This is a genomic window from Streptococcus sp. 477 (assembly GCF_013277295.1).
In the GTDB taxonomy this organism is placed as follows: domain Bacteria; phylum Bacillota; class Bacilli; order Lactobacillales; family Streptococcaceae; genus Streptococcus; species Streptococcus pseudopneumoniae.
On the sequence record NZ_VMMQ01000013.1, the window covers coordinates 90,555 to 110,016 of the forward strand.

At 41.7% G+C, this 19,462-nt stretch carries 19 protein-coding genes and 1 pseudogene; 17 read left to right on the forward strand and 3 right to left on the reverse strand.

The features are described 5' to 3' along the window. Positions 1-156 precede the first annotated feature (156 nt). From HT691_RS02260 to HT691_RS02270, 3 genes are read right to left on the reverse strand one after another with little or no spacing between them, the layout of a single operon-like run. A complete protein-coding gene (locus HT691_RS02260) occupies positions 157-924 on the reverse strand; it encodes a hypothetical protein (protein WP_172923198.1) in 768 nt (255 codons plus the stop codon). A gap of 16 nt (positions 925-940) precedes the next feature. After that, positions 941-1,636 carry an ABC transporter ATP-binding protein gene (locus HT691_RS02265; protein WP_000054201.1) on the reverse strand — a complete coding sequence of 232 codons (696 nt, stop codon included), beginning with the start codon at positions 1,634-1,636 and terminating at the stop codon, positions 941-943. Positions 1,637-1,640: 4 nt separating this feature from the next. Next, positions 1,641-2,006 carry a GntR family transcriptional regulator gene (locus HT691_RS02270; protein WP_016398878.1) on the reverse strand — a complete coding sequence of 122 codons (366 nt, stop codon included), beginning with the start codon at positions 2,004-2,006 and terminating at the stop codon, positions 1,641-1,643. A gap of 139 nt (positions 2,007-2,145) precedes the next feature. Here HT691_RS02270 and nrdR point away from each other — a divergent pair, with 139 nt between their 5' ends. The 17 genes and pseudogenes from nrdR (at position 2,146) to HT691_RS02350 (ending at position 19,183) form a co-directional block, all read left to right on the forward strand. Further along, positions 2,146-2,619 carry a transcriptional regulator NrdR gene (nrdR, locus tag HT691_RS02275; protein ID WP_001203672.1) on the forward strand — a complete coding sequence of 158 codons (474 nt, stop codon included), beginning with the start codon at positions 2,146-2,148 and terminating at the stop codon, positions 2,617-2,619. Then, on the forward strand, positions 2,620-3,789 hold the full coding sequence (locus tag HT691_RS02280; protein ID WP_172923196.1) for a replication initiation and membrane attachment family protein: 1,170 nt from the start codon (positions 2,620-2,622) through the stop codon (positions 3,787-3,789). Beyond that, positions 3,790-4,686 (forward strand): primosomal protein DnaI, encoded by an 897-nt coding sequence (gene dnaI, locus HT691_RS02285; protein WP_000446531.1) that lies wholly within the window; start codon positions 3,790-3,792, stop codon positions 4,684-4,686. Beyond that, positions 4,683-5,396: an NADPH-dependent oxidoreductase gene (locus tag HT691_RS02290; RefSeq protein ID WP_000140846.1), complete on the forward strand. Its 714-nt coding sequence runs from the start codon at positions 4,683-4,685 to the stop codon at positions 5,394-5,396. The genes dnaI and HT691_RS02290 overlap by 4 nt, the downstream gene beginning before the upstream one ends. Before the next feature lie 13 nt (positions 5,397-5,409). Further along, positions 5,410-6,720, forward strand: coding sequence for a ribosome biogenesis GTPase Der (der, locus tag HT691_RS02295; RefSeq protein WP_001207696.1), 1,311 nt, complete (start codon positions 5,410-5,412; stop codon positions 6,718-6,720). 81 nt (positions 6,721-6,801) lie between these two features. Further along, complete coding sequence (locus HT691_RS11235) at positions 6,802-7,137, forward strand: hypothetical protein (RefSeq protein WP_000681324.1); 336 nt, start codon at positions 6,802-6,804, stop codon at positions 7,135-7,137. Positions 7,138-7,168: 31 nt separating this feature from the next. Next, positions 7,169-7,960: a hypothetical protein gene (locus HT691_RS02300; RefSeq protein WP_000701281.1), complete on the forward strand. Its 792-nt coding sequence runs from the start codon at positions 7,169-7,171 to the stop codon at positions 7,958-7,960. Further along, a complete protein-coding gene (locus HT691_RS02305) occupies positions 7,953-8,594 on the forward strand; it encodes a hypothetical protein (protein ID WP_007284818.1) in 642 nt (213 codons plus the stop codon). Before HT691_RS02300 ends, HT691_RS02305 begins: the two co-directional genes overlap by 8 nt. A 3-nt stretch (positions 8,595-8,597) precedes the next feature. Then, the gene (locus HT691_RS02310; RefSeq protein ID WP_054392977.1) at positions 8,598-9,248 is read left to right on the forward strand and encodes an ABC transporter ATP-binding protein; all 651 of its coding nucleotides are present in this window, start codon (positions 8,598-8,600) and stop codon (positions 9,246-9,248) included. 10 nt (positions 9,249-9,258) lie between these two features. Beyond that, positions 9,259-9,545 (forward strand): annotated as a pseudogene (locus HT691_RS02315) (hypothetical protein). Positions 9,546-9,690: 145 nt separating this feature from the next. Then, entirely contained in the window at positions 9,691-12,204 is a 2,514-nt protein-coding gene (gene secA, locus HT691_RS02320; RefSeq protein WP_001274079.1) for a preprotein translocase subunit SecA, read from the forward strand. 80 nt (positions 12,205-12,284) lie between these two features. After that, positions 12,285-13,316, forward strand: coding sequence for a 3-deoxy-7-phosphoheptulonate synthase (locus HT691_RS02325; protein ID WP_000232197.1), 1,032 nt, complete (start codon positions 12,285-12,287; stop codon positions 13,314-13,316). A 1-nt stretch (position 13,317) separates the two neighbouring features. Continuing rightward, entirely contained in the window at positions 13,318-14,349 is a 1,032-nt protein-coding gene (locus HT691_RS02330; RefSeq protein WP_000864063.1) for a 3-deoxy-7-phosphoheptulonate synthase, read from the forward strand. A gap of 44 nt (positions 14,350-14,393) precedes the next feature. Beyond that, the gene (acpS, locus tag HT691_RS02335; protein WP_031233486.1) at positions 14,394-14,756 is read left to right on the forward strand and encodes a holo-ACP synthase; all 363 of its coding nucleotides are present in this window, start codon (positions 14,394-14,396) and stop codon (positions 14,754-14,756) included. After that, complete coding sequence (alr, locus tag HT691_RS02340; RefSeq protein ID WP_023935689.1) at positions 14,746-15,849, forward strand: alanine racemase; 1,104 nt, start codon at positions 14,746-14,748, stop codon at positions 15,847-15,849. The genes acpS and alr overlap by 11 nt, the downstream gene beginning before the upstream one ends. 18 nt (positions 15,850-15,867) lie before the next feature. Further along, positions 15,868-17,883 carry an ATP-dependent DNA helicase RecG gene (gene recG / locus HT691_RS02345; RefSeq protein WP_054392976.1) on the forward strand — a complete coding sequence of 672 codons (2,016 nt, stop codon included), beginning with the start codon at positions 15,868-15,870 and terminating at the stop codon, positions 17,881-17,883. 319 nt (positions 17,884-18,202) lie between these two features. After that, positions 18,203-19,183 carry an acetylxylan esterase gene (locus HT691_RS02350; RefSeq protein WP_000795134.1) on the forward strand — a complete coding sequence of 327 codons (981 nt, stop codon included), beginning with the start codon at positions 18,203-18,205 and terminating at the stop codon, positions 19,181-19,183. The last annotated feature ends 279 nt before the right edge of the window (positions 19,184-19,462 follow it).

A 19,462-nucleotide genomic window follows, 5' to 3' on the forward strand; every position in this document is an offset into this window, starting at 1 on the left:
TACGGCAAGGTGAAGCTGATGTAGTTTGAAGAGATTTTCGAAGAGTATTAATTGGTTAGAAGGATTCGTCTGTAAGATAAAGTTAGACGGAAAATGAGATAAAATCAAAAAGGATAGCCTCTCTGTGATGAGATGTTATCCTTTTTGATTTTAAAATTATTGCAAATTAACCTTGTTTCTCAAGATGTAGTAGGTTCCGAGGTAAAAGATAGCTATGAATATGAGTTCTTCAACAATGCCTACGCTTGCTCCCATGTAGAAATTATCATTAAATCCTGCAAGTGAATTGACATAGAAGTTAGTACTGGTATTGAAGAAAACTTCAATAAAGCCAATGACGACTTGGATACCAATGTAGGCTACAACAGCAAGTGCTGTACGATATTCATTGAACAGTTGTCCAATGGAAATAGCCAAGTAGATGCAGAGGATACTGGAAATGGTATTTAGTAGGAGGGATAACCCCACAAGAGAGAGTTGAGGAAGGTATGTTCCTACAAGTGGGAACCAGTCATAATGTGACATCCATTCTGGAACCGTTATAGTCACAATAAGAAAAGTACTTAGAGCCAGTACAGCCGAGCTAAGTATAGACCAGATGAAGGCTCCGACTAATTTAGCTGTGATGATATAGTGCTCAGAAACTGGCAAGGTCAAAGTCAGATAGCCTTGGCGGTCATAGACACTACCTTTGAAGCGTTTGATAATCAAGAAAAGAGTTGAAATCCCCAGTGTAATTATCAAGCCGCCAAAGACGAGAGCCAGAAAGATAAATAGGAAAGGTTGGCTATCTTTGAAAGATATATAAGAATAGTAGTGTCCTTGCATTCCCAGGGGAACGGAAAGGACTAGCACGGCTGCGTAGAGGGCTAAATACCACTTGTTAACATTTTTAAATTCGTAGTGAACTAAATTCCAAAACATAAATAATCTCCTTTGCTTAGGCTTTAAATTCCTGACGGAAGAGTTGGTCAATGGATTCACCTGACTCGTAGCGAATATCATCTACATTTCCTTGACGGACGACTTTTCCGTCTTTTAGGAAGACAATTTCATCCAAGATTGGCTCGATATCAGAAATCAAGTGGGTAGAAATCAAAACGGTAGAAGTTGGTGAGTAGTTGTTGATAATGGTATTGAGGATATAAGCACGGGCTGCTGGATCCACCCCGCCAATGGGTTCATCCAAAACATAGAGACGAGCATCACGGCTCATAACCAAAATCAGTTGAACCTTTTCTTTGTTTCCTTTTGATAGTTTCTTGAGACGACTATTTTCATCAATGCCCAGGTCTGCAAGTAGATGATGAGCGCGTTCAAGATTGAAATCTTTATAGAAGGTCTTGAAGTAGGTTAGGGCTTCTTTGACCTTCATTTGCTCATTGAGATAGGTCGTATCAGGCAAATAAGCTACAACGGCCTTGGTTGCTGGGCTTGGGTCCATGTCGTTGATGAGGACACGTCCTTGATCTGGTTGTAAGAGGCCATTAATTAGTTTAATCAGGGTTGTTTTTCCTGAGCCGTTTGGCCCAAGAAGGCCGACAATTTTTCCAGCTGGAATGTCAAGAGAAACATTTTCAAGGGCTGGTGTTGCTCCATATGATTTGGATACATTTTCAAATGCTAGTAATGACATAGGCTTAAACTCCTTTAATATAATCACTGACTACGCCTGGTAGTTCTTCTTTTTCATAGCCAAAATGGGTCATGGAGGAAACGAAGTGTTCCAATTCTTCTTCTGATAATTGTTTGCGTGACTGAGCGATTAGCTCCTTATCCTTAGTCACAAATCGTCCAGTTGTTCGCTTGCTGTAGACAAATCCTTCTCGTTCAAGGTCTGATAAGGCTCTTTGGATGGTATTGGGATTGACACTAGCCTCGCTAGCTAGCTCCCTCACGGTTGGAAGTTGTTGATTGGGTTCCAGTGTATGGGAAACAATCTGAAGTTTGATTTTCTCCATAATCTGTAAATAGATGGGTTTTTTGTTGTCAAATGTCCAGGACATCTTAGTCTCCTTTCTCTTATTCTTTTGTCTTAATTAAATAATACAACAAAACAAAAAACTTGTCAAGCAAAAAGAAGAATTGTTTTGGGAATCGCTTAAAAAATGGTATAATGAAAAGAAAACGATAAGGAGGGAAAGGATGCGTTGTCCAAAATGTGGGGCTACCAAGTCAAGTGTTATCGATAGTCGCCAAGCAGAAGAAGGGAACACCATTCGTAGAAGACGTGAGTGCGACGAATGCCAACACCGTTTTACAACTTACGAACGAGTAGAAGAAAGAACCTTAGTGGTTGTTAAAAAAGATGGCACACGGGAACAATTCTCCAGAGATAAAATCTTTAATGGGATTATCCGCTCAGCCCAGAAACGTCCTGTGTCAAGTGATGAAATCAACATGGTAGTCAATCGTATCGAACAGAAACTCCGTGGTCGAAATGAAAATGAAATTCAAAGTGAGGACATTGGTTCACTCGTCATGGAGGAGTTGGCTGAATTGGACGAGATTACCTATGTACGTTTTGCTAGTGTCTATCGTAGTTTTAAGGATGTCAGTGAGTTAGAGAGCTTGCTCCAACAAATCACCCAGTCCTCTAAAAAGAAAAAGGAAAGATAAATGAAGCCAATTGACCGTTTTTCTTATCTAAAGAATAATCGGGTGTCGCAAGATACCTCATCTCTGGTACAGTGCTACCTCCCGATTATCGGTCAGGAGGCACTGAGCCTTTATCTTTATACGATTAGTTTTTGGGATAATGGTAGAAAGGAATATCTTTTTTCAAGTATCCTCAATCATCTCAACTTTGGGATGGATAGACTGATAAAATCATTGAAAATCTTATCTGCTTCTAATCTCTTGACTCTCTATCAAAAGGGGGATGTTTATCAGCTAGCCCTCCATGCTCCTCTATCTAGTCAAGACTTCTTGGGGCATCCTGTTTATCGCAGACTCTTAGAGAAAAAGATTGGCGATGTAGCTGTGGAGGATTTGAAAGTTGAAAGTGCTGATGGTGAAGAAATACCTGTCTCACTCAATCAAGTCTTTCCAGAATTGGCAGAACTAGGCAGTCAAGAAGACCTTGGTCTCAAGAAGAAAGTGGCCAATGATTTTGACTTGGAACATTTTCGCCAGCTGATGGCTCGAGATGGACTTCGTTTTGCGGATGAGCAGTCCGATGTCTTAAACCTCTTTGCTATTGCCGAGGAGAAGAAATGGACTTGGTTTGAAACCTATCAATTGGCCAAGTCAACAGCTGTTTCTCAGGTTATTTCAACCAAACGCATGCGTGAAAAAATTGCTCAAAAACCAGTTTCCTCTGACTTTAGTCTTAAGGAAACAACCATTATCAAAGAAGCCAAAAGTAAAACTGCCCTGCAGTTCTTGGCAGAAATCAAGCAAACACGCAAGGGAACCATTACCCAAACAGAAAGAGAACTCTTGCAACAGATGGCTGGCTTGGGCTTGCTGGACGAAGTCATTAATATCATTCTCTTATTGACCTTTAATAAGGTGGATTCGGCAAACATCAATGAGAAATATGCCATGAAGGTGGCTAATGATTATGCCTATCAAAAGATTCATTCGGCAGAAGAGGCAGTCTTGCGCATCCGTGAGCGAGGGCAGAAAGCAAAAACACAAAAACAGAATCAGACTGCCCCAGTAAAAACCAATGTTCCTAAATGGAGTAATCCTGAATATAAGAATGAAACCAGCGAGGAAACTCGTCTGGAACTAGAACGTAAGAAGCAAGAACTATTAGCTCGATTAGAAAAAGGAGGAGATTAGATGGAAAGTGTCGGAGACGTACTCAAACGTCAACCCAGCCGTTTTTATTATCAAGATTTGGTCCAGAAAATCATGAAGGACCCTGATGTTGCGGCCTTTATCCAGCAAGAATCCTTGACTCCAGAGGAATTAAATCGCAGTATCTCCAAGTTTAATCAGTACATCACCGAGCGTGACAAGTTTCTCCGTGGGGATACGGATTATATTGCCAAAGGCTACAAGCCGATTTTGGTTAAGAATCATGGCTATGCAGATGTTTCATATGAAGAAACTCCTGAGCTAATCGCGGCTGAAAAAGAAGCGGCTATTAAGAACCGTCTCAAGTTAATCAATCTACCAGCCAGTCTCAAGAAAGCTAGTTTGGCTCAAGTTGACTTGGATGATTTGGGGCGCTTACCAGTTTTTGAAAAGCTACTAGCCTTCGTGGAGCAATATCCAGCTATTCGAAAAGGTCTTTACTTATATGGAGACTTTGGTGTGGGTAAAAGTTTCATGGTGGCGGCCTTAGCTCATGATTTATCAGAAAAACGTGGTGTTTCATCAACTCTCCTCCACTATCCTAGCTTTGTCATTGATGTCAAAAATGCTATCAGTGATGGCAATGTTAAGACCTTGGTGGATGAGATTAAGCTGTCTGAGGTCCTGATTTTAGATGATATTGGCGCCGAGCAATCAACCGTTTGGGTGCGTGACGAAATCCTGCAGGTCATTCTCCAATATCGGATGCAGGAAAATTTACCGACCTTTTTCACATCCAACTTCAACTTTGAAGATTTGGAGAAGCATTTTGCGAAAGTGAAACATGGAAATGACGAAACCTGGGAAGCCAGACGGGTCATGGAACGCATCCGTTATTTGGCTGAGGAGACTCGTTTAGAAGGAGTAAACCGTCGATGACAGAAACCATTAAATTGATGAAGGCTCATACTTCAGTGCGCAGGTTTAAAGAGCAAGAAATTCCCCAAGTAGACTTAAATGAGATTTTGACAGCAGCCCAGATGGCATCATCTTGGAAGAATTTCCAATCCTACTCTGTGATTGTGGTACGAAGTCAAGAGAAGAAAGATGCCTTGTATGAATTGGTACCTCAAGAAGCCATTCGCCAGTCTGCTGTTTTCCTTCTCTTTGTCGGAGATTTGAACCGAGCAGAAAAGGGAGCCCGACTTCATACCGACACCTTCCAACCCCAAGGTGTAGAAGGTCTCTTGATTAGTTCGGTGGATGCGGCTTTGGCTGGACAAAATGCCCTGCTGGCAGCTGAAAGTTTGGGTTATGGTGGTGTGATTATTGGCTTGGTACGGTACAAGTCAGAAGAAGTGGCAGAACTCTTTAACCTGCCTGACTACACCTATCCTGTCTTTGGGATGGCACTAGGTGTTCCAAATCAAACTCATGATGTGAAACCAAGACTGCCACTAGATAATGTAGTCTTTGAGGAAGAATACCAAGAACAGTCAACTGAGGCAATCCAAGCTTATGACCGTGTTCAGGCTGACTATGCTGGGGCGCGTGCGACCACAAGCTGGAGTCAGCGTCTAGCAGAACAGTTTGGTCAAGCTGAACCAAGCTCAACTAGAAAAAATCTTGAACAGAAGAAATTATTGTAGAAAGTGAGAAATTATGGCCCTACCAACTATTGCCATTGTAGGACGTCCCAATGTTGGGAAATCAACCCTATTTAATCGGATCGCTGGTGAGCGAATCTCCATTGTAGAAGATGTCGAAGGAGTGACACGTGACCGTATTTATGCAACGGGTGAGTGGCTCAATCGTTCTTTTAGCATGATTGATACAGGAGGAATTGATGATGTCGATGCTCCTTTCATGGAACAAATCAAGCACCAGGCAGAAATTGCCATGGAAGAAGCAGATGTTATCGTCTTTGTCGTGTCCGGTAAGGAAGGAATTACCGATGCAGACGAATACGTAGCCCGTAAGCTTTATAAGACCCACAAACCAGTTATCCTCGCAGTTAACAAGGTGGACAACCCTGAGATGCGAAATGATATCTATGATTTCTATGCCCTCGGTTTGGGTGAACCACTGCCTATCTCATCTGTCCATGGTATCGGTACAGGGGATGTACTAGATGCGATTGTGGAAAACCTTCCAAATGAATATGAAGAAGAAAATCCAGATGTCATTAAGTTTAGCTTGATTGGTCGTCCTAACGTTGGAAAATCAAGCTTGATTAATGCTATCTTGGGAGAAGACCGTGTCATTGCCAGTCCTGTTGCTGGAACAACTCGTGACGCTATTGATACCCACTTTACAGATACAGATGGTCAAGAGTTTACCATGATTGATACGGCTGGTATGCGTAAGTCTGGTAAGGTTTATGAAAATACTGAGAAGTACTCTGTCATGCGTGCCATGCGTGCTATTGACCGTTCAGATGTGGTCTTAATGGTCATCAATGCGGAAGAGGGGATTCGTGAATACGACAAGCGTATCGCTGGATTTGCTCATGAAGCTGGTAAAGGGATGATTATCGTGGTCAACAAGTGGGATACGCTTGAAAAAGATAACCACACTATGAAAAACTGGGAAGAAGATATCCGTGAGCAGTTCCAATACCTGCCTTACGCACCGATTATCTTTGTATCAGCTTTAACCAAGCAACGTCTCCACAAACTTCCTGAGATGATTAAGCAAATCAGCGAAAGTCAAAATACACGTATTCCATCAGCTGTCTTGAACGATGTCATCATGGATGCCATTGCCATCAACCCAACACCGACAGACAAAGGAAAACGTCTCAAGATTTTCTATGCGACCCAAGTGGCAACCAAACCACCAACCTTTGTCATCTTTGTCAATGAAGAAGAACTCATGCACTTTTCTTACCTGCGTTTCTTGGAAAATCAAATCCGCAAGGCCTTTGTTTTTGAGGGAACACCGATTCATCTCATCGCAAGAAAACGCAAATAAAAAAGTAGAATCTGGAATGACAGTTCCGGATTTTTTTGATATAATAAAATAATAGAAAACGCTATCAAAAAGGAGGTATCGATGAAACATTTGTTTAAATTTATAATCTTATTGCCCTGGTTTTACTTTTTCAATTGGATTGAAAAGGATAATAGAGAAAGTAAATTTTTCCCAATTTTTTACTATTTTTACTGGTTTTACATCCCCCTCTATGCTCTTTTTAGCCTTGCTTGGACAGTTATTTCAGTTCTGTTTTTCAATATCGTCTTGAGAAATTTGACAGATATCAAGTTATGGGGCATTTGGTTTCTTTTTATTCTGCTAGCTATTGGTCTGAATAGGTTAACTTATTCTTGTTTCAAAAAAATGCTTAGACTAAGAAAGGAGTTAGGGAAGTCTAAAGCGGGGAGGCATTGATTTATATCGGTTTTTTAATAGGAGGTGGCTTATGAAGATTCCTCTCTTAACTTTGGCAAGGCATAAATTTGTTTATGTCTTGCTTACTTTGCTTTTTCTTGCTTTGGTTTATCGTGATGTTTTGATGACTTATTTCTTTTTTGATATTCATGCGCCCGATCTAGCTAAATTCGATGGACAAGCAATTAAAAATGACTTATTAAAATCAGCATTAGATTTTCGTATTCTCCAGTTCAATCTAGGTTTTTATCAATCATTTATTATTCCAATCATCATTGTTTTGCTAGGTTTTCAATATATTGAGCTGAAAAATAAAGTTTTACGATTGAGTATTGGAAGAGAAGTGAGTTATCAAGGGGTAAAAAGAAAGTTGACTTTGCAAGTTGCAAGTATCCCTTGTGTGATATATTTAGTGACTGTGCTGATAATTGCAATTTTAACTTATTTCTTTGGGACTTTTTCTCCTCTTGAATGGAATTCTCTATTTTCTGATGGGAGTAGTTTACAAAGGCTCCTAGATGGAGAGATAACAAGCTATTTGTTCTTTACTTGTGTCCTACTAATCGGTATTTTCATCAATGCAGTCTATTTTTTAAAAATAGTTGATTATTTAGGGAATGTGACTCGTTCGGCAATTGCCTATTTGATGTTTCTTTGGCTTGGTTCTATGTTACTCTATAGTGCCTTGCCTTACTATATGGTTCCTATGACGAGTTTGATGCAAGCTAGCTATGGGGATGTCAGTTTGATGAAACTCTTTACTCCTTATATCCTTTATATTGTCCCTTATATGGTGCTTGAAAAATATGAAGATAATGTTTAAGAATTTTAACAATATTTTGCTAAAGAGAAAGATCGTTTTACTACTTCGTATAGTTCTGATGATGATTTTGATAAACTATCTATTGTCAACAGCGGTTCAAAAGCAGGATGTTTTTCTCTTTTTCAAGAGAGAATTGATTTCAATCTTTTCCTATAATGACTATTCTGAAGTGAATTTAGAAATCCCCAAACTCTTGTTAAACCTTTCGCTTTTCATGGTAGGATGGCTCTCTGTTATTTTGCTTGAAACTGATTTGGCAGACCATTACCATCACTTGATTCGCTATCAATCAAGCTCCTTTTTCGATTATACAAGGAAACGATTGGTTGTCATCTCTAAATTTTTTACTCAAGATTTATTTGTCTGGTTCCTTGGTTTACTTCCTCTAGGAATTCATTTCAAAACAGTCGTACTTTTCTTTTTACTTGCTCAGTTAATGATGTTGTACTTGCTACTGTCTTATCTGATAGCACTGATTAGTGCGGGCGCTGGTTTTTCCTTTTTTCTCTATTTTTTAGCATTTGTGGGACAAGAATGGATGATGGATCATATTGTAACAGTGTATTTAGGACTCTTAAGTTTATTAGTTATCTTGATTGTTAGTCGCTTGGAAGAGAAATTTAAGAAAGGATAAACGATGAGACTTGAAATTATAAATGGACAGAAAATTTATGGGAAAAGACCTATTTTAAATCAGTTAAATCTTGTCTTTCAATCAGGAAAAATTTATGGCCTTAAAGGTGATAATGGATCTGGCAAGACGGTTCTTTTAAAGGCACTTGCTGGTTATATTAAGCTTGACAAAGGAAAAGTTCTTCAAGATGGCAAAGTTTACGGGGTAAAAAATCATTATATTCAGGATGCAGGGATTTTAATTGAAAAGGTAGAGTTTCTATCTCATTTATCCCTGAGAGAAAATTTGGAACTGTTAAGGTATTTTTCATCTAAAGTTACGGAAAAAAGAATTGCCGATTGGATTCAATACTATGATTTACAGGAATTTGAAGACGTTGAGTACCGTCATTTATCCTTAGGAACGAAACAAAAAATGGCTTTGATCCAAGCCTTTATTGCCGAACCATCTATACTCTTTCTCGATGAACCTATGAATGCTTTGGATGAGAAGAGTGTGAGGTTAACCAAACAGGTCATTTTATCTTACCTTAAAAAAGAAAATGGTCTGGTTATCCTGACATCACACATATCGGAAGATATTTCAGACCTTTGTACAGATGTATTAGTTGTCGAAAATGGGCATATACAGTATTCAAAAGATATACAAGCTTAGGAGGTAGCTTATGGTACATCTAAAATCATTTATTACACGCTATTCCAAGGTCTATATTGGTTTAGTTCTGTTAATATGGATTGCTTTCTTCTTTCTTCCTTGGGGCAGTCCGATTCTGGGGGGAAGATTGACCTCTTCAGCATACAGAAAGTCTTGCTAGTTTTTGGCATTCTGTCCATTTTGATGGCCTTGCTGTCCAAGAAAGTCAGTCTCTTTGTTTTTGGATTGATCTGCTGTCTTTCTCTTTGGATTAACTTATTTATCCTATTTGCTATTTTGCCGATTCTTGGCAATTAAAGTATCATAAAAGTCAGATAGGTTAGCTTGAAAACTAGCCTCTTTTTCCTTTTCAAAATGGGGATTCTTCCTTGAAAATAATCAGTAATTGTGCTAAAATTAAAAGAACATTCTAAAATATTCGGAATTTAAAGTAAGGAAAAACATGGCTAATATTTTAAAAACAATTATCGAAAATGATAAAGGAGAAATCCGTCGTCTGGAAAAGATGGCTGACAAGGTTTTCAAATACGAAGACCAAATGGCTGCTTTGACTGATGACCAACTAAAAGCAAAAACAGTTGAATTTAAAGAACGTTATCAAAATGGAGAATCGCTGGATTCATTGCTTTATGAAGCATTTGCGGTTGTCCGTGAGGGTGCCAAACGTGTCCTAGGTCTCTTCCCATATAAGGTTCAGGTCATGGGGGGAATCGTTCTTCACCATGGTGACGTGCCAGAGATGCGTACAGGGGAAGGGAAAACCTTGACTGCGACTATGCCGGTATACCTCAATGCCCTTTCAGGCAAAGGGGTTCACGTAGTTACGGTTAACGAATACCTATCAGAACGTGACGCGACTGAGATGGGTGAATTGTACTCATGGCTTGGTTTGTCAGTAGGGATTAACTTGGCTGCCAAATCTCCAATGGAGAAAAAAGAAGCCTATGAGTGTGATATTACTTACTCAACCAACTCAGAAATCGGATTTGACTACCTTCGTGACAACATGGTCGTTCGTGCTGAAAACATGGTACAACGTCCGCTTAACTATGCCTTGGTCGATGAGGTTGACTCTATCTTGATTGACGAGGCCCGTACACCTTTGATTGTATCAGGTGCTAATGCAGTTGAAACCAGTCAGCTCTACCATATGGCAGACCACTATGTAAAATCGTTGGACAAAGACGACTACATCATCGATGTGCAGTCTAAGACTATTGGTTTGTCTGATTCAGGGATTGACAAGGCTGAAAGCTACTTCAAGCTTGAAAATCTCTATGACATCGAAAACGTGGCTTTGACTCACTTTATCGATAACGCCCTTCGTGCCAACTACATCATGCTTCTCGATATTGACTATGTGGTGAGCGAAGAGCAAGAAATCTTGATTGTCGACCAATTTACAGGTCGTACCATGGAAGGTCGTCGTTATTCTGATGGCTTGCACCAAGCTATTGAAGCCAAAGAAGGTGTGCCAATCCAGGATGAAACCAAGACATCTGCCTCAATCACGTATCAAAACCTTTTCCGTATGTACAAGAAATTGTCTGGTATGACGGGTACAGGTAAGACTGAAGAAGAAGAATTCCGTGAAATCTACAACATTCGTGTGATTCCAATCCCAACAAACCGTCCTGTTCAACGGATTGACCACTCAGACCTTCTTTATGCAAGTATCGAATCTAAGTTTAAAGCGGTTGTCGAAGACGTTAAGGCTCGTTACCAAAAGGGTCAGCCTGTCTTGGTTGGTACAGTAGCGGTTGAAACTAGTGACTATATTTCTAAGAAATTGGTCGCAGCTGGTGTTCCTCACGAAGTCTTGAATGCCAAAAATCACTATAGAGAAGCCCAAATCATCATGAATGCTGGTCAACGTGGTGCCGTTACCATCGCAACCAACATGGCGGGTCGTGGTACCGACATCAAGCTTGGTGAAGGTGTTCGTGAACTTGGAGGACTTTGTGTGATTGGTACAGAACGTCATGAAAGTCGTCGTATCGATAACCAGCTTCGTGGACGTTCAGGTCGTCAAGGAGATCCAGGTGAGTCACAATTCTACCTCTCTCTTGAAGATGATTTGATGAAACGTTTTGGTTCTGAACGCTTGAAAGGCATATTTGAACGCTTGAATATGTCTGAAGAGGCCATTGAGTCTCGTATGTTGACGCGTCAGGTTGAGGCAGCTCAGAAACGTGTCGAAGGAAATAACTACGATACCCGTAAACAAGTCCTTCAATACGACGATGTCATGCGTGAACAACGTGAGATTATCTATGCTCAACGTTACGATGTCATCACTGCAGACCGTGACTTGGCACCTGAAATTCAGGCTATGCACAAACGCACGATTGAACGTGTCGTCGATGGTCATGCGCGTGCCAAACAAGATGAAAAACTTGAAGCAATTTTGAACTTTGCTAAGTACAACTTGCTTCCAGAAGATTCTATTACGATGGAAGATTTGTCAGGCTTGTCTGATAAGGCCATCAAGGAAGAGCTTTTTCAACGTGCCTTGAAGGTTTATGATAGTCAGGTTTCAAAACTACGCGATGAAGAAGCAGTTAAAGAATTCCAAAAAGTTTTGATTCTACGAGTGGTGGATAACAAGTGGACAGATCATATCGATGCCCTTGATCAATTGCGTAACGCGGTTGGACTTCGTGGTTATGCTCAGAACAACCCTGTTGTTGAGTATCAGGCAGAAGGTTTCCGTATGTTTAATGATATGATTGGTTCGATTGAGTTTGATGTGACACGCTTGATGATGAAAGCACAAATTCATGAACAAGAAAGACCACAGGCAGAACGCCATATCAGTACAACAGCGACTCGCAATATCGCTGCTCACCAAGCAAGTATGCCAGAAGATTTGGATTTGAGCCAGATTGGACGCAATCAACTTTGCCCATGTGGTTCTGGTAAGAAGTTTAAAAATTGTCACGGTAAAAGACAATAAAATGAGATAGTTTAGAGGCGGATATCTTGTGAAAAGTAAATTTTTACTTGGTATCCGTTTGCTTTATAAGGAGATGACTTATGGTATTTACAGCAAAAAGTCCTAAAATAAATATCGAAGAAGTTCGTGCCTTATCAAAATTAGAAGGCCAAGCTTTGGAGAGAAAATCACAGCGCGATCAAGAGCTAGAAGCCATCATGCGTGGAGAAGACCAGCGAATTCTCTTGGTAATCGGTCCGTGCTCATCTGACAACGAAGAAGCTGTCCTTGAATACGCTAAGCGTTTGGCAGTCCTACAAGAAGAAGTGGCAGATCGTATCTTTATGGTTATGCGTGTTTATACTGCCAAACCCCGTACCAACGGAGATGGCTATAAGGGCTTGATTCACCAGCCTAACGCGACAGAAGCGCCTAGTCTTATCAATGGAATCAAAGCCGTTCGCCATCTTCACTATCGTGTCATCACAGAAACAGGGATGACAACTGCTGATGAAATGCTTTATCCTGAAAACCTTCCGCTTGTAGATGATTTGATTTCTTACATGGCAGTTGGTGCCCGTTCAGTTGAAGACCAGCAACACCGCTTTGTGGCAAGTGGGGCAGGATTTTCTACTGGTTTTAAAAATCCAACCTCTGGAAATCTCAATGTCATGTTTAATGGGATTTATGCTGCTCAAAACAAACAAAGTTTCCTTTTCTTAGGAAAAGAAGTAGAAACAACTGGGAACCCGCTTTCACACGCTATTCTTCGTGGTGCTCTTAATGAGTATGGTAACAATATTCCCAACTACTATTATGACAATTTAATTGAGACCATTGCCCAGTATGAGAAAATGGGCTTGGAAAATCCTTTTATCATCATTGATACCAATCATGACAATTCTGGTAAGCAGTATATTGAACAGATCCGAATTGTCCGCCAGACCTTGATTAACCGTGCTTGGAATGAAAAAATTAAGCAGTTCGTTCGTGGTTTTATGATTGAGTCTTATCTGGAAGATGGTCGACAAAATGAGCCAGAAGTATTTGGTAAGTCTATCACAGACCCTTGCTTGGGTTGGGATAACACAGAAGCTCTTGTCAGAGAAATTTACAAAACGTTAGGAGAATAAGATGGCATTTATTGAAAAAGGTCAAGAAATCGATATGGAAGTCATTAAGGCTGAAACCCAATTGTCTGCGGAAGCCTTGAGACTCAAGGAAAGCCGTGACAGGGAATTGGCAGACATTATTTCAGGGGAAGATGACCGTCTCCTTTTGGTAATTGGTCCTTGCTCTTCTGATAATGAAGAAGCTGTCTTGGAATATGCCCGCCGCTTGTCAGCCTTGCAAAAGAAGGTAGCGGACAAGATTTTCATGGTTATGCGCGTTTATACTGCTAAGCCTCGTACCAACGGAGACGGCTATAAAGGGTTGGTTCACCAGCCAGACACTTCTAAGGCTCCAAGCCTGATTAACGGTTTGCAGGCTGTGCGCCAGTTGCACTACCGAGTGATTACAGAGACTGGTTTGACGACGGCAGATGAGATGCTTTATCCGTCAAATCTAATTTTGGTGGATGACTTGGTCAGCTACCATGCTGTTGGAGCTCGTTCTGTGGAAGACCAAGAGCACCGCTTTGTGGCTTCTGGGATTGATGCACCAGTAGGGATGAAAAATCCAACCTCAGGAAATTTGGGTGTTATGTTTAACGCCATCTATGCTGCTCAAAATAAGCAAACCTTCCTTTATCATGGGCAGGAAGTTGAGACTTCAGGTAATCCTTTGTCCCATGTCATCCTCCGTGGAGCAGTTAACGAGTATGGCAATTATATGCCGAATTACTACTATGAAAACCTACTCCAAGCCATTGAACGCTATGAAACCATGGGACTTGAAAATCCCTTTATCCTCATTGATACCAACCATGATAACTCAGGCAAGCAGTATATGGAGCAGATTCGAATTGTTCGCCAGACCTTGCAAAATCGTGATTGGAATGAGAAAATTAAAAAGACAGTTCGAGGATTTATGATTGAATCTTACCTAGCAGATGGTCGTCAAAACCAACCAGAGGTCTTTGGCTGCTCTATTACAGATCCTTGCCTAGGTTGGGAAAATACAGAGGCTTTGGTAGAAGAAATCTATGCTACCTTGGCAGAATAAGTGAAAAGGATGGAGTTGGGGAATCTCAACTCCTTTTGATGAGAATGATAGTTGGACACGGAATTGACATCGAAGAATTGGCTTCGATAGAAAGAGCGGCTGCACGACATGAAGGCTTTGCCAAGCGCGTGCTGACAGCCAAGGAAATGGAACGGTTTAACAGTCTTAAAGGGCGCAGGCAAATCGAATATTTGGCTGGTCGCTGGTCGGCTAAAGAAGCCTTTTCCAAGGCCATGGGAACGGGAATTGGCAAGCTCGGTTTTCAGGATTTAGAAGTCTTAAACAATGAACGCGGGGCGCCTTATTTTAGTCAGTCACCATTTTCAGGAAAAATTTGGCTATCTATCAGCCATACCGATCAGTTTGTGACAGCCAGTGTCATTTTGGAGGAAAATCATGCAAGCTAGTCCGCATAGACCAACCAAGGCTCTGATTCATCTGGGAGCTATTCGACACAATATTCAGCAAATGGGGGCTCATATCCCTGAGGGGACACTCAAGTGGGCAGTGGTCAAAGCCAATGCCTATGGGCATGGGGCAGTAGCTGTTGCCAATGCGATTCAAGATGATGTCGATGGCTTCTGCGTTTCCAATATTGATGAAGCTATTGAACTCAGACAAGCTGGACTCAGCAAGCCAATCCTCATTTTAGGAGTTTCTGAGCTAGAAGTTGTTGCTCTAGCTAAAGAATATGACATCACCTTGACAGTGGCTGGACTGGAGTGGATTCAAGCACTCTTAGATAAGGAAGCGGACCTAACTGGATTGACAGTTCACCTCAAGATTGACTCAGGGATGGGACGGATTGGTTTTAGAGAGGCTAGTGAGGCTGATCAGGCTCAAGACTTGCTCCAACAACACGGTGTTCGTGTTGAAGGAATCTTTACCCACTTTGCGACTGCTGATGAGGAATCAGATGACTATTTTAATGCCCAGTTAGAACGGTTTAAAACCATTCTATCAAGTATGAAAGGTCTTCCAGAGCTGGTTCATGCCAGTAATTCGGCAACGACCCTTTGGCATGCAGAGACTATTTTTAATGCGATCCGTATGGGAGATGCCATGTATGGTCTTAATCCTAGCGGAGAGGTCTTGGATTTACCCTATGACTTGATTCCAGCCTTGACCTTGGAGTCTGCTCTGGTTCATGTCAAGACAGTTTCAGCTGGAGCTTGCATGGGCTACGGGGCGACCTATCAGGCAGATAGCGAGCAGGTCATCGCGACCGTGCCAATCGGCTATGCAGATGGATGGACAAGAGACATGGAAAATTTCTCTGTCTTGGTAGATGGCCAAGCTTGCCCAATTGTCGGCAGGGTTTCGATGGACCAAATCACTATTCGATTGCCTAAGCCTTACCCACTCGGAACCAAGGTAACCTTGATTGGCTCCAATGGGGATAAGGAAATCACTGCAACTCAGGTAGCGTCCTACCGTGGGACTATTAACTATGAGGTGGTTTGTCTTCTCAGCGACCGCATTCCGAGAGAATATGATTAGAAAAGAAAGGAGTGGAGCATGAATCTACATCAACCCTTGCATGTCTTACCTGGTGTGGGACCAAAGTCAGCAGAAAAATACGCCAAACTAGGAATTGAAAATTTGCAAGATCTCTTGCTCTACTTTCCTTTCCGTTATGAAGATTTTAAGACTAAGCAGGTGCTAGATCTGGAAGACGGTGAAAAGGCAGTTCTTTCTGGTCAAGTCGTGACTCCTGCCAGTGTCCAGTATTATGGTTTTAAGCGCAATCGCCTGCGTTTTAGCCTCAAACAGGGAGAAGTCGTTTTTGCGGTGAACTTCTTTAACCAGCCTTATCTAGCTGATAAGATAGAGTTGGGAGCAACTCTTGCTGTCTTTGGAAAATGGGACCGCGCTAAGGCTAGTCTGACTGGGATGAAGGTTCTGGCTCAGGTAGAAGATGACCTCCAGCCTGTCTATCGTCTGGCTCAGGGAATCAGTCAGGCCAGTCTGGTCAAAGTTATCAAGACAGCCTTTGATCAGGGACTGGACCTCTTGATTGAGGAAAATCTTCCCCAGTCTTTGCTGGACAAATACAAACTCATGTCCCGTTGTCAGGCTGTTCGTGCCATGCATTTCCCCAAGGATTTGGCAGAATACAAGCAGGCTCTTCGCCGTATCAAATTTGAGGAACTCTTTTATTTTCAAATGCAATTGCAGACGCTCAAGTCTGAAAATAGAGTTCAGGGAAGTGGTCTGGTTCTGAATTGGTCTCAGGAAAAAGTGACAGTAGTTAAAGAAAATCTACCTTTTTCCTTGACCCCAGCTCAAGAAAAGAGTTTACAGGAAATTTTGACAGACATGAAGTCGGATCACCACATGAATCGTCTCTTGCAAGGGGATGTGGGGAGCGGAAAAACGGTGGTCGCTGGCTTGGCTATGTTTGCGGCAGTGACAGCTGGCTACCAATCAGCCCTCATGGTACCAACAGAAATTCTCGCAGAGCAACACTTTGAGAGTCTACAGAGTCTCTTTCCAGACCTAAAACTGGCTCTCTTGACAGGTTCCTTAAAAGCTGCAGAAAAGAGAGAAGTCTTGGAGACCATTGCCAAGGGTGAGGCTGATTTGATTATCGGAACCCACGCTCTGATTCAGGATGGAGTGGATTATGCTCGCCTTGGCTTGATTATCATCGATGAACAGCACCGTTTTGGTGTGGGGCAAAGGCGTATTTTACGGGAAAAAGGCGACAATCCAGATGTCCTCATGATGACGGCGACTCCCATTCCACGGACGCTGGCCATCACAGCCTTCGGAGATATGGATGTTTCCATTATCGACCAGATGCCAGCAGGTCGGAAGCCTATTGTGACACGCTGGATCAAGCATGAGCACTTACCTCAGGTCTTGACTTGGTTAGAGGGGGAAATTCAAAAAGGTTCTCAAGCCTATGTCATCTCTCCCTTGATTGAAGAATCAGAAGCTCTAGATCTGAAAAATGCCATTGCCTTATCAGAGGAGTTGACGGCTCATTTTGCAGGCAAGGCAGAGGTGGCTCTTCTACATGGTAAGATGAAGAGTGACGAAAAGGACCAGATCATGCAGGATTTCAAAGAGAGAAAGACGGATATTCTGGTTTCGACGACGGTTATCGAGGTTGGGGTCAACGTTCCTAATGCTACGGTCATGATTATCATGGATGCCGACCGCTTCGGTCTCAGTCAGCTTCACCAGCTTAGAGGTCGTGTCGGTCGGGGGGACAAGCAGTCCTATGCTGTTCTCGTTGCCAATCCCAAGACTGATTCTGGGAACGACCGCATGCGCATCATGACAGAAACCACCAATGGTTTTGTCCTTGCGGAGGAAGATTTGAAAATGCGTGGTTCTGGTGAGATTTTTGGAACCAGACAGTCAGGGCTTCCAGAGTTCCAAGTGGCTGATATTATCGAGGATTTTCCGATTTTAGAAGAAGCAAGAAAAGTTGCTAGTTACATTAGTTCTATTGAAGGCTGGCAAGAGGATCCAGAGTGGCGCATGATTGCCTTTCATCTGGAAAAGAAAGAACATCTGGATTAAGCTTTCTCTAAGGAAAACTTAAGCTAGCTTTCAGGTTTGGCCCTTATACTAGAGTCATCAAAAAGAAACGAGGACTCTCATATGACAGTAACGATTAAAGTAAATTACCCAAGCACTTTTCAAAAGAAAGAAGCAAAAAACTAAGATTGAATAAAGGAAGAAGAGCGAAATGCTCTTTTTTCGTTTCTAAAACTACTTTCAGTCAATAGGCTTGAAGGAGGAAAAGCTAAATTCACTTTCTATTTACCCTTCTTTCTTGCATTGATTACATAGATATGCTACAGTTGTGGTAACGATTACAAAATAAAAGGAGCATGCTATGAAAAATCCAGCTTTGCTAGAAGAAATTAAGACCTATAGAGGAAGGGATGAGGTTCCGGAAGACTTTGATGCTTTCTGGGATGGGGAAGTGAAAAATGTTTCCACACCTCCATCCTACCACTTGGAGGAAAGAGATTTCCACATTCCTCAAGTCAAGTGCTATGAGTTAACATTTGAAGGAAGCAAGGAAGGAAAGGTTTATGCACGCATTGTTCTTCCAAAGAGTGAGGAGAAGGTTCCACTAATCTTCCATTTTCATGGTTATATGGGACGTGGCTGGGATTGGGCCGACATGCTGGGCTTCACCGTAGCTGGTTACGGTGTTGTTTCCATGGATGTTCGAGGCCAGTCGGGCTATTCACAAGACGGTTTGCGTTCTCCTCTAGGAAATACGGTTAAGGGACATATTATCCGTGGTGCTGTGGAGGGTCGGGATCACCTCTTTTATAAGGATGTTTATCTGGATATTTACCAGTTGGTTGAAATTATTGCTAATCTGCCTGAGGTAGATGAGAAGCGTCTTTCTAGCTATGGTGCCTCTCAAGGTGGTGCTCTAGCTTTGGTTGCAGCAGCGCTCAATCCTCGAATTCAGAAAACAGTTTCCATCTATCCCTTCTTGTCAGACTTCAGACGGGTGATTGAGATTGGCAATACTAGTGAGGCTTATGATGAACTTTTCCGTTATTTCAAGTTCCACGATCCTTTTCATGAAACAGAGGAGGAAATCATGGCGACCCTTGCCTATATCGATGTCAAAAATCTTGCCCATCGTATCCAAGGTGAGGTTAAGATGATTACGGGCTTGGACGACGATGTTTGCTATCCCATTACCCAGTTTGCGATTTACAATCGTTTGATCTGCGATAAGGCTTATCGCATCATGCCTGAGTATGCCCACGAAGCCATGAATGTTTTTGTCAATGACCATGTTTATAACTGGCTCTGTGGGAGTGAGATTCCTTTCAAATATCTAAAATAAGGAGTCGACTCTAGGCACAAAATCTTAAAAATCACAAACACGCATAGTATCAGGGGATTAAGAAGACTTGATACTATGCGTTTTATCATGGAAATATTTATAGAATTTTTTGTTGCTAGCTTTGTCAAATTGCTTAAAATAATTTTTTTCAGAAAGCAAAAGCCGATACCTATCGAGTAGGGTAGTTCTTGCTATCGTCAGGCTTGTCTGTAGGTGTTAATACTTTCCAAAAATCTCTTCAAACCACGTCAGCTTCGCCTTGCCGTAGGTATGGTTACT

Excerpts from the sequence above, each read along its gene's own strand:
- nrdR (WP_001203672.1), top strand. The coding sequence starts at position 2,146 with ATGCGTTGTCCAAAATGTGGGGCTACCAAGTCAAGTGTTATCGATAGT.
- HT691_RS11235 (WP_000681324.1), top strand. The coding sequence starts at position 6,802 with ATGAAACATTTGTTTAAATTTATAATCTTATTGCCCTGGTTTTACTTT.
- HT691_RS02290 (WP_000140846.1), top strand. The coding sequence starts at position 4,683 with ATGACAGAAACCATTAAATTGATGAAGGCTCATACTTCAGTGCGCAGG.
- der (WP_001207696.1), top strand. The coding sequence starts at position 5,410 with ATGGCCCTACCAACTATTGCCATTGTAGGACGTCCCAATGTTGGGAAA.
- HT691_RS02260 (WP_172923198.1), bottom strand. The coding sequence starts at position 924 with ATGTTTTGGAATTTAGTTCACTACGAATTTAAAAATGTTAACAAGTGG.
- HT691_RS02300 (WP_000701281.1), top strand. The coding sequence starts at position 7,169 with ATGAAGATTCCTCTCTTAACTTTGGCAAGGCATAAATTTGTTTATGTC.
- recG (WP_054392976.1), top strand. The coding sequence starts at position 15,868 with ATGAATCTACATCAACCCTTGCATGTCTTACCTGGTGTGGGACCAAAG.
- HT691_RS02305 (WP_007284818.1), top strand. The coding sequence starts at position 7,953 with ATGTTTAAGAATTTTAACAATATTTTGCTAAAGAGAAAGATCGTTTTA.
- HT691_RS02325 (WP_000232197.1), top strand. The coding sequence starts at position 12,285 with ATGGTATTTACAGCAAAAAGTCCTAAAATAAATATCGAAGAAGTTCGT.
- HT691_RS02330 (WP_000864063.1), top strand. The coding sequence starts at position 13,318 with ATGGCATTTATTGAAAAAGGTCAAGAAATCGATATGGAAGTCATTAAG.
- HT691_RS02280 (WP_172923196.1), top strand. The coding sequence starts at position 2,620 with ATGAAGCCAATTGACCGTTTTTCTTATCTAAAGAATAATCGGGTGTCG.
- HT691_RS02265 (WP_000054201.1), bottom strand. The coding sequence starts at position 1,636 with ATGTCATTACTAGCATTTGAAAATGTATCCAAATCATATGGAGCAACA.
- HT691_RS02310 (WP_054392977.1), top strand. The coding sequence starts at position 8,598 with ATGAGACTTGAAATTATAAATGGACAGAAAATTTATGGGAAAAGACCT.
- acpS (WP_031233486.1), top strand. The coding sequence starts at position 14,394 with ATGATAGTTGGACACGGAATTGACATCGAAGAATTGGCTTCGATAGAA.
- HT691_RS02350 (WP_000795134.1), top strand. The coding sequence starts at position 18,203 with ATGAAAAATCCAGCTTTGCTAGAAGAAATTAAGACCTATAGAGGAAGG.
- secA (WP_001274079.1), top strand. The coding sequence starts at position 9,691 with ATGGCTAATATTTTAAAAACAATTATCGAAAATGATAAAGGAGAAATC.
- HT691_RS02270 (WP_016398878.1), bottom strand. The coding sequence starts at position 2,006 with ATGTCCTGGACATTTGACAACAAAAAACCCATCTATTTACAGATTATG.
- alr (WP_023935689.1), top strand. The coding sequence starts at position 14,746 with ATGCAAGCTAGTCCGCATAGACCAACCAAGGCTCTGATTCATCTGGGA.
- dnaI (WP_000446531.1), top strand. The coding sequence starts at position 3,790 with ATGGAAAGTGTCGGAGACGTACTCAAACGTCAACCCAGCCGTTTTTAT.